The organism is Celeribacter arenosi, assembly GCF_039539485.1.
In the GTDB taxonomy this organism is placed as follows: Bacteria; Pseudomonadota; Alphaproteobacteria; order Rhodobacterales; family Rhodobacteraceae; genus Celeribacter; species Celeribacter arenosi.
Map to the genome: position 1 here is coordinate 1 of NZ_BAABDF010000006.1, position 13,448 is coordinate 13,448.

Here is a 13,448-nt window from a genome sequence, read left to right on the forward strand (position 1 = left end):
CCGAGCGCGCATACATCGCATCATACCCCGAACGGTCAATATGCGCACGCGACGTGAACGCCTCACTGGGGGGGGTCATATTTTTGATTGATTCGCTCATGGGGCCTCCATTGGTTTGAATACCAAAGTCCAGCATTCCACCGGACTCCTCCTCACTTCGACGGTCTAACCCGTTTTCAGTCAATGTGCCGATAAGACATTGGGGGAGCGCAATTTTTTTGTAAATTATTTCACTTTCTCTCGCCGTAATGTTGAAAAGAAAGTTTACAATCTGCGAATTGGATGGATTTACAATGGTTTGATGCGCGCAGGCTTTGTTATGGGCGCGTGCCCCACTCGCCGGAATGCGCGATGCGCGCGCTAACATTTGTTGGGCATCACGTTCGGGAACAAATTGTCAGAGAACGGGCTGGCGCCAATCCGTGTGGCGACAGCCCCTTTTTAGGTCAGGATGCCAAGGCAACAGAGAGAGAATCTGTCTGTTTGGTTTTGAGCTTGCTACCGTTTCGGGCGAGCGCGTCGGTCTGCATTTTGAGCGCATGCAGGGCCGCGGTTGTTTCTTCGAACATGGCAGCGTTTTGCTGGGTCACCTGATCGAGTTGGCCCACAGCAGAGTTGATTTCCGCAAGGCCGGAAGATTGCTCATCCGCAGAGATCGCTATCGACTGCATGAGTTCGGCAAGTTTGTTGATCATGCCGTCGATCTCTCCGATCGAGACACCTGACCGGTTCACGAGCTGAACGCCGCCTTCGACCTGAGCACCGGATGTCTGGATCAAGGTTGCGATTTCGCGCGCAGCTTCCGAGCTGCGTTGTGCGAGCGCGCGCACTTCGGATGCAACGACCGCAAAGCCGCGACCGGTTTCGCCGGCACGTGCCGCCTCGACCCCTGCGTTAAGAGCGAGGAGGTTGGTCTGGAACGCAATGTCTTCGATGACCCCGGTGATTTTGGAAATGCGCGCAGAGCTGTCGGCGATGTCGTTAATGGCTGTCACTGTATTGTCCATGATCTCGCGGCTTTCGCGGGTGCGTTCCTTTGCTTGCGATACAGTGTCCGATGCGAGTTTCGCATTGGATGCCGAGTTCTCGACTGTGGCTGAGAGTTCGGTGAGCGCCGCCGCGGTTTCCTCCAGAGACGCTGCCTGTGTTTCGGTGCGACGACCGAGTTCGTTTGCTGCCGAGCTGAGTGTGTCGGTTTCGCTGTGGATCGTCCCGACGCCCTCGGCGATGATTCCGACCAGTTGCGAAATGGTGTCCACCGCATTGTTGAAATCGCCGCGCAGCTTCTCGTAATCGTTCGGGAAAGCAGAGTTCAGCCGCACCGTAAGGTCGCCTTGTGATAGGGCACCCAACCCTTTGGCGAGCGATTGGACGACGTGTTCCTGCTCGCTGGCGCGTGCGGCACGTTCTTGTTCCAGTTTCAGCTGCTCGGCGCGTTTCGTGGCCTCGGCTATTTCGGCAAGAGCGTTTTGTTCGGCTACTTGGAGTGCTTCACGCTCTAGCGCTTCGGTTTCCTTGCGGGCGGCGTCTTCGCGGGCCTGAGCGAGTTCGGCTTCTTTTTGGACTTGTGCTTTTTCCAGGGCCTCACGTTCAAGGAGTTTGTGGCGGAACCTCTCCAACTCGCGGGCCATATCCCCGATTTCTGAGGCCGATTCGAGATAGGGAACTTCACTCTCCGTGTCGCCGTCCGCCATTTCGCGCATATGTTTGCGAAGGGTGCCAACCGGGCGGGTAACGCTACGCGTGATGATAAAGCAGATCGGAGACAGGACCGCCAAGAAGACGAGAAGTGCCGTCAGTCCCCCCATGCGCGTTTGCTGTGACTCCGCCTCAATGTCGGAAAGATACGCACCGGTACCGATCAGCCAGTTCCATTCGTTAAAGGCAGCCACATAGCCCATTTTCGCTTCTGGTTCGCCGTGATCAGCATTCGCAAAGGAATAGAGCAGAGAGCCGCGACCATCGGCCTGTGCAATATCACGCATTTCTTGGAAAATCGGCAGCCCGTTCGCGTCGGTGTAATCCGCCTTATTGGTATTGTTCCATGATGGCAGCGTTGCGTGCGATACGATATTGAGATCCATGTCGAGAATGAAGAAGTAGCCGTTCTCGCCGAAACGCATCGAATTGATGGCCTGGATCGCCTGCGACTGCGCCGCCTCGGGAGACATCAGGCCCATGTGCGTCTTTGCTTCGAATCCCGCAAGAACACCCAGCGCGAGGTCCACGGTTTCCGACAGTTGGTTTTCGCGCATGTCATGGGCTTGGCGCGCGCCCGAAGCGATGAGGTATTGCGCCATTGCAGCTGCGAGAAGCAGCGCAATGGCGACCAAAGTATAAAGTCGAGTGGACAGGCGATGTATGAATTGGCCGGGCATTGCAGGGTACCAGATATCGTTAGCGTTGGTCGCTACAATCGGGGAAGACCCTTAAGGAACAGTGTCCACATACCACATCACCTAGCGGCAGGTTTTAAGCTCCGGAGATGTCTGCGGTTTCGCGATCGAAGGCCAGTGTGGCGATCTTTGCAAGAGACGCCAATTGCGACCGATTCCCGTTTCCTGTGGCGGTCTCCAGAGCGCCCAAGGCTTTGCGCGTGTCCATGAACCCGACGATGCCCGCAGTGCCCGCCAGTTTATGGGCGAGGTCTTTGATGCGAGACAATTCCACATTTGCGCCGACGTCCTGTTGGAGCTGCTCCAGCCCTGATTTGACCTCTGAACACGCGCGGACACGCAGTTTATGCGCCCCTTCTGCTCCCATCGTTTCGATGAGTTCACGCACCACCGAGTTGGATTTGTCCTCTTGCGGCGCGTAGCCGTCGGTTTTTTCCAGAACCTTGGTCAGTTTTTCGCGTGAGAGCGGCTTGGTAAGCACGTCGTTCATGCCGGCGTCGCGGAATTTCTGGATGTCGTCGGCGAGCGCATGGGCGGTAAGCGCGACAATCGGTGTGTGCGCATTCGGACCATCGCCATTGCGGATCATTCGGGTCGCGGCGATGCCATCCAGTTTCGGCATGCTGATATCCATAAAGATCAGATCAAATTGACCCTGTGCCGCCTTCTGCACGCCTTCTTCGCCATCATTGGCCTCGACCACGTTCGACCCGCTTTGCAAAAGCATTTCGCGCACGATCATCCGGTTGATTTCGTTGTCTTCGACGACGAGAATCTCGCGTGCTTTCTGGCCCGAGTGCAGGGTCGAGGTCGAGGCGCTGTCGCAGTCAGACTGGGTGAGGTCTGCGGCTTCGCTAAGCGGGAGGTTGAACCAGAAAACCGACCCATCCCCGGGTTCGCTGACCACGCCGATTTCGCCCCCCATGAGCCGGACGAGACGGCGCACGATCCCGAGACCAAGACCGGTTCCCTCGACTTCGCGGTTGTAGGACGTATCAAGCGTAATGAAGTCATCGAATATGCGGTCGGTGTTTTCTGGGCTGATACCGATGCCGGTGTCGATCACGCGGAATTCGACATTTTTGGTTTCCGGATCGCGATCCACTTCCACACTGACGCGCCCGTTTTCGGTAAACTTGATCGCATTGCCCAGAAGGTTGAACAGAATTTGACGCAGACGGGCCTCATCGCCGGTCACCGTGCCGATTTCGGCCAGTGCTGTGACTTTGAGCTTATTGCCCCGCTTTTGCGCCGCGTTTTCCAGCGAGCGCACGATGTCCTTCGTCACTTGCAACGGATCAAAGGCGCGCGTGGAAAGTTCGGCCTTTCCCGCATCGACGCGCGAGATGTCCAGCACGTTGTTGACGTGTTCGAGCAATGTTTTGCCCGAGGTATCCATAACCTCGACAAACCGTTTCTGGCGCTCGTTGAGGTCGGTGTCCGCAAGGAGTTGAAGGGTGCCCAGCACACCGTTGAGCGGTGTGCGCATTTCATGGCTCATGACGGCGAGAAGTTTTGCCTTGGCGTGTTCACCCGCAACCGCGCGGTCGCGTGCTTCGATCAATTCACTTTCCTCGGCGGCGCGTTGCGAGATGTCGCGGATGTAGGAGACAAAGAATTCGCCGCCGCTCTCGCGCGATGTTGCGGCATTGATGGACAGCTCAACAGGGAAGAGCGTGCCGTCCTTGTGTTTGGCCTCCAAACGCACGAGACCCTTGCCCACGACCCGTTTCTGGCCTGTGCTCAGGTATCGATGCATCCCCGCTTCATGCAGTTCACGCAGATGGTCGGGGATAATCAGTTCGGCAATGTCGACACCAATCGCTTCAGAGCGACTGTATCCGAAAATGCGTTCCGCAGCCCCGTTGTAGTCTATGACACGCCCGCTTTTCCCGACAACCAGAACGGCGTCGATAGAGGTCGAAATGATGGCCTGAAGCCGGCTTTGGGTTTGTTCGATTTCTTCGGTTTTGCGTTGCGAGTTGCGCACAATGAGGGACAGCAACGCAACGCCGGCAAAAAGCACCCCCACGAGCACAATGGCGATGGTTCCAAGATAGCGCAGCGCGCCTTCAACGGCGGTGCGTTGATCTTGGGACTCAATTGCGAGAACCCGAACCCCTTCCAGAGAGGTGGCGCGCAAGCCCTGATGCAGTTCTTGCATATCTTCGAACATCCCCGGCAATGCTGTGGCAAGGGTTTCGTCGGAGCCGTCTATGACGGGAACATAGGTATCCAGAAAGGCGCGGTTTTGCGCGATATAGTCGCCGATCATGTCCGAGCTGCGGACACCCGCGAAATGCTGGGAATAACTCAACGTGTCGATGCGCGAGAAAAAGACATCGAACCGGCGACGTATGTTGCCCAGATCGGACGTGCGCCCCGCCATATATGCGAGTGTCGCGTTTTCGAGAGCCAGATATTCGACTTCGAGTTGTGCGAGTGACCACTGCGAACTATCCGCGTTCGCAATGGCCAGCTTTTCGATTTCGGTCCACGTTCGCGCGGTCAAACGCCAAATCGTCTGACCGCCGATCGCGACAACCAAGAGGATCACAACCGCGCTGACAAATGTCGAACGCCGTCCGATAAGTCGCCTCAAACTCTCCAAAAGCTCACACTCACGAATTAGGGGTTAAAGGTTTCTTACTCTTGGATGTCGATGCGGTCGAGTTGCCAGATGCTGCGCGAGTAGGCGACTTCATTGCGAAATTCCGGCGCGGTGTCGTAGGGGTAGACAACCCACAGCGGACCTTTGTCACGCACCGACATCTCTTCGCCGTTGCGCAGGTATGCGATGATCGGCGCATCTTCGGTGATGTCAGCGTAGGGGATTTCAATGGCGTAGTCGTTAATGGCGGTCGCTTTGATGACACCATCCTGAACGTCGAGTTCGCTCAACAGGTCATGCAGCGTGACGCCGGTGAACGTCTGTTCGCCTTCGGTCCAGATGGTTGTGGTTGTGAACTCTGCCACCGGCATTGCTTCCAGCGCCGTGCGCTCAAACGTCAGGGTTTCCCCTTTAACGGTCACGGACAGGAGTACATCCTCCGCGAAAGCGCCCATTGGCATCAAAGTCAGGGCGGCGGCGGCAACGGTTTTAGCAATGTTCAACATGATTGGTTCCTCGTCAAAAAAATCTGCATCCTGCGTGAGGCATGCTTCTTATGGGTCACAATGGCATACCCGTCGGCGGGTGTCGCGGCCCACGAAGGATATGTGGCTATACCAAAGGATAGGTCGGATCACCCTTATTGGGCAGCGCTATACCGTTGGCCGCAGGACGCAGGGCGCGCAAAAGCATACGTTGGCATCTATGGGGTAGCGCGATAAGCTTAAGGAGCATCTCGGATGCAAGGTAGTGTAAATGTTAACAAAGCTGGACACAAAACTAGCCAACACAGTGTTGAGACGAGCCCTATGCGTATATTGATTGCCGACGACCATGACCTGGTCCGCGATACCATCGCGATCTTTCTCGAATCCGAGGGGATGTCCGAGATAAAGACAGTTGAGAACCTTGATGCAGCGGTGGCTGCGGTTCGTGAAAATGGGGCCTATGATCTGGTCCTGCTTGATTACAACATGCCCGGCATGGACGGTTTGAACGGTCTTCGGCGCATGAAGGAAGTCAACGAAGACAAACCCGTGGCCATTCTGTCCGGCTCTGCCAACCCCTCCATTGCAAAGGACGCCATTGCATCCGGCGCCGCAGGATTTGTGCCAAAAACGCTCGGCGCGCGCTCTATGGTCAGCGCGATCCGGTTCATGGCCGTGGGCGAGGTCTTTCTGCCATACGAATTCATGCAGCAGGCCGAGGAAAAAACGGTCGGCAACCTGACCGAGCGCGAAACAGAAGTGTTGCGCGGTTTGTCCGAGGGGAAGTCGAACAAGGAAATCGCCCGTGACCTCGAACTTCAGGAAGTCACCATCAAACTTCATGTCAAAACGCTCTGCCGCAAACTCGGTGCCAAAAACCGGACGCAGGCGGCAATGATCGCGCGCGACCGGAAGCTTGTCTAACCGGCTAAAACACCCCACGCCAATGTTCGTGCACCGCCCATTCACGGCGGGTGTCGAGAGGACCGACGACAGCACAGGCCTTCGTCTGTTGCTGGTCGCTCTGGCAGGTGTCGTTTTGTATCATGGCGGGCTTTTGCCGTTCACCCATGGCAATACCTACGACGCCTTTATCCACATGTTCTTTGGTGACAGTTACCACCGTAGCTGGTTCGATCCGTGGGAGCCGCGTTGGTATACGGGGTTCGCCACGACCTCCTATCCACCCGGAACCCATATGGCGATGGGCGCGCTGATGTATGTCATGCCGCTCAGGGCTGCGTTCGTGGTGGTTCAGGTGGTGGGGCTATTGCTCCTGACGGTGGGAATCTACCGTTTCTCGTTGCTTTGGGTGCATGCGCGTGCTGCGGGCTATGCGGCGATCGGGCTAGTCCTCGCGTCGTCGATTTCCGAGACGATCCATTTGTTCGGTCAGTTGCCGACGATCTTTTCGCTGGCCGTGTTTCTCAATGGCATGCCCTATGTTTTCCGCTGGATCGTATTGGGTAAATTCCTCGACCTTGGCGGGGCGGTTGTCTTTGCGGCGGCGACAACGGCCGCGCATCATGTGACGACGATTTTCGGCGGCGTGTTGTTCGTGTTTCCGCTCGGCCTGCATGCGTTGCGGGTGGTGGCCGTGCGCAAAAAGCCCGCCGGATGGAAGCGGTGGTCAACGGTTTTCCTCGCACCACTGGGGCGCGGTGTTGTTCTGGCCGTTCTGATGCTGGCCGCGATTCTGATCACGGTGTTTCCTTATTGGTCATGGTCGATCAACGACCCGATCACGCAGGTCCCGATCCCGCACGGCAGCCGTGAAAGCTTTATCGAGCGCAAAGATCTGGGGTTCATTTTCTTCCTGCTGCCGTGGGGCACGGCCCTCTTGGTGCTGCCCTATGTGGCATGGAAAACCGTGAGCACGCGTCTCTGGCCGCTCGGGGCATCAGTCCTCATCTGTTTTGTGCTCGGTACCGGCGGGACGACACCCGTTCCGCGCGCGATCCTTGGCGGTGCCTTTGATATTCTGACCCTCGATCGGTTCACATTTTGGGGGTCGATCCTGATCCTGCCCTTCGTGGGGCTCCTGATCGACGGGTTTCTCCATGGCCGTTCGGGCGCGGCCATGCGCGCGTCCTTGGGGTTGGGGTTCTACCGCGTCGTGGTGGCGGGATACTTCGTGGCCATGGTCGCGGTGTCGGTCTTTGCCGCAATTTTGCCCACCATGCAGCCGACCCAGCCGCGCCTCATCGATCCCGCGCCCATCGTGCAGTTTCTTGAGAATGACGAACACGACCATTGGCGATACCTGACGCTCGGCTTCGGGGATCAGTTCGCCTATATCTCGGCGCAGACCACGGCGCTTTCGGTCGATGGCAATTATCACAGCGCACGACGGCTTCCCGATTTGACGCGGTTCTCTGTCGAGCGTCTGGAAAATGCCAAATATCTCGGCGTGCCGGGTCTGGGGTCTCTCAAACAGTTCGTGGTCAATGCCGATCAATACAACCTCAAATACGTGTTCTCGAATGACGAATTCTACGATCCCCTGTTGCACTTCAACGGGTGGGTCCGACTGAACAAACTCTCCAACGGGATCACTGTTTGGGAAAAGCCCGATGTTACCCCGCTGCCCGTGATCACCCCGCGCCGTGACATACCGCGCGTCCATATGTTGATGTGGGGTATTTTGCCGCCTCTGATGCTGACGTTGGCCGCGATGGTGTTTTTCACCGCGGCCCTGCGACGAAATTTCGGGGCTTTGCCGATGGACGTCAGGCCGGTTGTCGATCCTGCGGCGGGGTTTCGCCATCCTCGCCTGATCAGGTGGGTTGTGTTGGGGGCATTGGCTGCAACGGTGGGTCTGGTGGGATTTGTCGGCTGGGATCTGGCCCGCAAAAGGCAATTACCGCTGAGTGCGGAAGAAACCATCGCCGCCTATTTCGACGACCTCGATTTCCGACGTTTCGGGTCGGCCTATGATCGCCTGGATCCTGTCGCGCGTCCGCCGCTCGACGACGTTATGTTCAACTGGCGTTGGGAGGGGGGGCTGATTGCATCCTATGGCAAGCTTTCCGACATCCGTATTACGGAGGTGTCCTCGTCGGGCCATCTCGCGGATTGGCAGGTTGATCTGGACTGGCTGACCGCGATTGATGTGCGCCACGAGACGCTACAGGTGCGCACGGTTGAACGCGACGGGCGCTGGTTTGTGACGCCTTTGGGATTGCGCCCCGTTCAAACACCCGCGCGGCTGCAACGGCAGGGCGAGGTGGCGTGGAATGTCGTCGGTCGCCGCCAGCCCCGCGCAGAAACCGATCTGCATCGCGACCGCTTGGACCGCCCGCGGATATCCGTGCACGGGCTGCGACTGGTCGAACGGGACGGGCGCTACAGCGTCATCGGCGCACTCACCAACAGCGATGCAGACCCTGCCATGTCGAGCCTTTTCGCGGAGCTATGGGCGCAGGACAGCCAACTCGCGCGCCGCGCCGCAGGGCAGGTGATGGCGCAAAGATTGCTACCCGCCGAAACGGCGGGTCTGCGCGTCGACTTCGAAGGTGTGCTGTCGCTAACCGATGCAGAGGAGCGGGGCGTTTTCGATCCCACGGACTTCATCCCGCCCGAGTTCCCAAACCCGCCGACGACCGCCACGTTTGAAGCGCGCTCGCTGGTCACGGGCCGTGATCTGTATCGCGGGGTCGCGCTCAATGGTTTGCGCATCACGCAGGAGGCGGGACAACCCGTGATCGAAGGTCTCGCCGTGAATACGGGCACCCATTCGGCAACCATCGTGTGTGTCATAGCGCTCCTCTATGATGATGACGGGCAACCGGTTTGGACCGAGGCCGGTTTTGTCGACACCAATATCTACCCCGGCCAGAGTTCGCCGTTTCATATGGTTCTCCCCGCGCGCTCCGAGATCAACGTCATCTCCGATATCCGCGAGGACGGTATGGTCGTGAACGGCAGCGCTCCGATGCGCGACACCGGGCTTCCAACGGCGGCAACAGGCACGATCCCTGTGGATATTGACGGCTACAGCGCTGTGCGCCTGCACGTCTCCTCGATGACCTATGATCCGCTTTTTTGAAGGGCCATGATGATGCGAACCCTATATGCGCTTCTCTTTCTACTGGCCCAACCTGGCGTGGCGCAGGAAACCTATTCGGATGCATTCGGCATTCTGCCCGCCGACGCGGTCGGGCAGGCGCGTGCATCGTGGGGCGGGGTTAGTACCGAGGGCGAAAAGCCGGCCGAACCGCCGCAATCGGTCCTCACATTCATCGGTCCCAAATCAATGGTGGCCGGCAAAGACATCGGGCATGCCGTCGCTTTGGTCATGGACCGGTTCGGGAACTTGGTCTCCGACGGGATCGCGGCGTCTTTTGCATTGGGGCCGCGCGCAATGTCTGACGAGGTCACCCACTATGGAATCGCCGATGTGCAGTTTCTGCCCGATCCGAACGCGGGGACATTTTCGGGCGGGGCGAGCGTGGGCGAACGTCAAAGCCCACGGGCCCTGTTTCGCGTGGTGGCCAGTATCGAAAGCCTGAGTCCGGAATTGGAAGCCACCGCTTCGCTCGTGCCCGAAACCTTCTCGCGCCTCGCAACACGCCCAATGGCCGACCGGTTCGCCAACCCTATCGAGGACGGGGTGGGGGCCGGTTTCATTCTGCGTCACGAAGACGGAACAACGAGTGTTATTCCCGCAACCGTTCAGGAGGCCATTGCCGAGGCGCACTGGCTGGTGCGTGATGTCGGGAGCGGTGGCGCATTGACTGCGTCGCTGGCCGATCAGGAGTCGGCTTCGGAGCCGGTCGAATTGGACCCTCTGCGGGCGGCGATCAAGGCGCCGGTGCGCGCCTGGCCACTGGCCGACCTCGACGCGGTTGCCATGCGTGTGGGGCCGATGACGACAAGCGCGGGCCATATGCTCAGCGATGGAGCTATCGTCGATTTTTCGGTGGTCTCCGCATCCGGCGCGCGCGCGGCATCGACCGCATGGGTTCAGGACGGGTTTGCGGATGCGATCCTACCCATCGCACCGGGTGACGGTCCCTTTGCCGTCAGTGTCGAAAGCGCTCTCGGCCTCGCCACAACATCGGTCCAAACCGGCCTAGCGCCCGATGTGATCCGGAGGGCGGAGTGATGCGGTTTGCTTTGATTATCAGCGCATTTGTCGCCCTGTTGGGGTTGGTGTTGTGGTTCGCGGCGGGTGCCTATAGCGCGGCTCAAAAACGGACTGTCACCTATCGCTACATCGGTGATGCGCTCGCGCCGATCCCGCCTGCGCTTACGCGGGTGACGTGGGACGAACCTGAGGTCCCGCTTGCGCGGCCCTTTTCGCCCGTCGATGCCCGGCTGATCGGGACATCGCTCACCGAAGCGTGGAAGGCGCATGCAATTGCCCAGCAGAGCGGGGAAACAAAGGTTTTGGAGCGCCGCTTTGCCGGCGTTGCACTGGAGCGCGCCGAACAATCCATCGACGATGCGTTGGCGCATGGCGGGCGTATGGTCGTTCTGTCCCAACACGCGCGACCGGTGTTTTTCCATCTCGACGGATCGGTGTTTCAGGCCGAAGTCGAGATGGTCGTCGCACGTTTCATGACTGGCGACACCGCGGACCCAACATATGAAATCACGCATGATCGCGGTATCTTCACGCTCCTGAACGAAGCGAACGGGTGGCGCGTGTTTTCCTATGAGCGGCGCGCGGTGGAGCCGGTTGTCACCGAGCCCGCCCCATGGCGCGGGACGATGAAGGGGGTCAATTACTACCCGAGCGCGACGCCTTGGCGCGATTTCTGGCCCACCTTCGATCTGCAAACCATTGCCGAGGATTTTGACCTGCTGCGCGATCTCGATGCCGATAGTGTGCGCATCTTTTTGACCCGCGAGACGTTCATCAGGGATGATTACGAAACAGCCCTCGAAAACCTCTCGGATATGTTGGCCCTCGCCGAGCAGAAGGGCCTGCGCGTTGTTCCGACGCTTTTTGATCTCAAAGGTGACTACAACCTGAGCGGATGGACCGATGACGCGCTGTTTCTCGAACGGGTCATGCCGACCCTTGCGGCTGCGCCAGCGGTTGCTTTCGTGGATGTGAAGAACGAACCCGACCTCGATTTCACCTATCACGGCGAGGAGACGGTCCTTGCGTGGATCAAATCCATGGTGGCAGTGTCGCGCAGTCTCGCCCCCGACATGCCGTTGACGGTCGGGTGGGCATCGGCAGAGGCGGCCAAGGACTACCTGTTGGATTTCGATGTCATTACCTATCATGACTATGCGCCGATTGATGGCGCGGGCGACCGTTTGGCCGAGGTTCAACTGCTGGCAGGCGACGCGCCGGTCGTCGTCACCGAAATCGGGGAAACCGACTACACGGCTCTCCTCGGGTTTCCGTCATCACAGACCGCGCAGGCCAATCGTTTGCACGCGCGCCTGTCGGCCTTGGCCGGTGCTGACGGGGTGATGGTGTGGACGCTCTATGACTTCCCAACGGTTGATCCCGGCGTGGTCGGCTCATCACCGTGGGTGCGCCGCCTACAGGCGCGGTTCGGGATGATTATGGCTGACGGGACAGAGAAACCGGCGGCGGATGTATTTCGCTCGGCCGCATTTCCTATCCGATAGGATAGGTCTCCTCTCTTTTGAACTACCATTCCATCCCGTTGCGGAGACGCAGGGTCGACTATTTTGCAATAGACATAGGCCAAGTTGTAAATTGTTGAACGGAGTTTTCGATGTCCACGCAGATGCGCATAGCTTTGGTTTCTGCCTTCCCGCCGGGAGTGCAGAGTCTGAATGAATACGGTTTTCATTTGGCCAAGGCGCTGGTTGCCAATCCCGAGGTCAGCGAAGTCGTCGTCATCGCCGATCGTCTTTGCGCGCCGGCTGATGAGTTGGACTTGGGTCCGAAGCTGCGCGTCGAGCGTGTGTGGGATTTCAACAGCCTGACATCCGGTCCCGCGATCATTCGCGCCCTGAAAAAGGCGGATGTCGATGGTGCCGTGTGGAACCTCCAGACGGCGAGCTTTGGCGACCGTGAAATACCCGCTGCACTGGGTCTATGTGCGCCCGCTCTGGCGCGTCTGGCGGGGGTGCCGAGCGGCATCATCGCGCATAACATCATCGCGGGCATTGACCTCGAAAACACACAGATGAAGGGCCAGCGGTTTCGTCAGGCGATTGTGCGGGCAGGGGGTGCGGTGATTACGCGCGCGATGATGCAGGCCGACTACGTAACCGTGACCCTGCGTGGCTATGCCGATCAACTGACGGCCAGCTACCCGCGCGCGTCTGTGCATCTCGTGGGGCATGGAACTTTCGACACCGAAACCCGTGAGGTTTCGCGATTGGGCACGCGGGCCAAACGCATCGTCACGATGGGGAAATTCGGAACCTACAAGCGGCTTGAAACTCTGCTCTCGGCGTTTGATCTGCTTCGCAAAGATCCGGAGTTTTCGGACTATGAACTCGTCATCGGCGGCACGGATCATCCCAACACGCCCGGCTATGTGAAAAGCGTTGCTGCGTTGCGCAAAGACGATGCCGGTGTCCGGTTTCATGGCTATGTCGCAGAGGACGATGTTCCAACGTTCTTCGGTGACGCGCGTGCGAGCGTCTTTGACTACTCGACGACCACCGGAAGCTCCGGTGTGCTGCATCAAACGGCCAGCTACGGCGCCGTGCCGGTGTTCCCGAATATCGGTGACTTTGTGGATGTGAGCCGCGACGAAGGCTTGAATGGTGCGAATTACGGCGTCGGCGATGCGGCGGATATGGCGCGCGCAATGGGCAGCGTTTTGGGCAATGACGAGGCGGCGCAGACCCTCGCGGATGCCAACCGAAAGGCATCGATGGATATGCCCATTTCAGAGGTCGCCGCTTTTCATGTGGCGCTGTTGCGATCCCGTTTGAAACGACGGCGAAGCGGGTCGCAAGCGATCGCATAATTTGCACAGGAACGGCTATCCGAAAGGGTAGCCGTTT

8 protein-coding genes are annotated in these 13,448 nt (G+C 58.6%); 5 read left to right on the forward strand and 3 right to left on the reverse strand.

Annotated features, from left to right (window positions below; all coding sequences use genetic code 11):
- Positions 1-446: 446 nt before the first annotated feature.
- From ABD815_RS05880 to ABD815_RS05890, 3 genes are all read right to left on the reverse strand, one after another.
- The gene (locus ABD815_RS05880) at positions 447-2,378 is read right to left on the reverse strand and encodes a methyl-accepting chemotaxis protein (protein WP_344844883.1); all 1,932 of its coding nucleotides are present in this window, start codon (positions 2,376-2,378) and stop codon (positions 447-449) included.
- 94 nt (positions 2,379-2,472) lie between these two features.
- Entirely contained in the window at positions 2,473-4,998 is a 2,526-nt protein-coding gene (locus ABD815_RS05885) for a hybrid sensor histidine kinase/response regulator (RefSeq protein ID WP_344844885.1), read from the reverse strand.
- 44 nt (positions 4,999-5,042) lie between these two features.
- Positions 5,043-5,513 (reverse strand): putative pterin-binding protein, encoded by a 471-nt coding sequence (locus tag ABD815_RS05890; RefSeq protein ID WP_344844888.1) that lies wholly within the window; start codon positions 5,511-5,513, stop codon positions 5,043-5,045.
- 303 nt (positions 5,514-5,816) lie between these two features.
- Between ABD815_RS05890 and ABD815_RS05895 the strand changes: the two genes are divergently transcribed.
- The 5 genes from ABD815_RS05895 (at position 5,817) to ABD815_RS05915 (ending at position 13,411) form a co-directional block, all read left to right on the forward strand.
- The gene (locus ABD815_RS05895) at positions 5,817-6,419 is read left to right on the forward strand and encodes a response regulator (RefSeq protein ID WP_344844890.1); all 603 of its coding nucleotides are present in this window, start codon (positions 5,817-5,819) and stop codon (positions 6,417-6,419) included.
- Between the two features lie 22 nt (positions 6,420-6,441).
- On the forward strand, positions 6,442-9,543 hold the full coding sequence (locus ABD815_RS05900) for a hypothetical protein (RefSeq protein ID WP_344844893.1): 3,102 nt from the start codon (positions 6,442-6,444) through the stop codon (positions 9,541-9,543).
- A gap of 12 nt (positions 9,544-9,555) precedes the next feature.
- Complete coding sequence (locus ABD815_RS05905) at positions 9,556-10,602, forward strand: hypothetical protein (RefSeq protein WP_344844896.1); 1,047 nt, start codon at positions 9,556-9,558, stop codon at positions 10,600-10,602.
- Positions 10,602-12,089, forward strand: a complete 1,488-nt coding sequence (locus ABD815_RS05910) for a glycoside hydrolase 5 family protein (protein ID WP_344844898.1) — start codon at positions 10,602-10,604, stop codon at positions 12,087-12,089. Before ABD815_RS05905 ends, ABD815_RS05910 begins: the two co-directional genes overlap by 1 nt.
- A 110-nt stretch (positions 12,090-12,199) precedes the next feature.
- Entirely contained in the window at positions 12,200-13,411 is a 1,212-nt protein-coding gene (locus ABD815_RS05915) for a glycosyltransferase (RefSeq protein WP_344844901.1), read from the forward strand.
- The last annotated feature ends 37 nt before the right edge of the window (positions 13,412-13,448 follow it).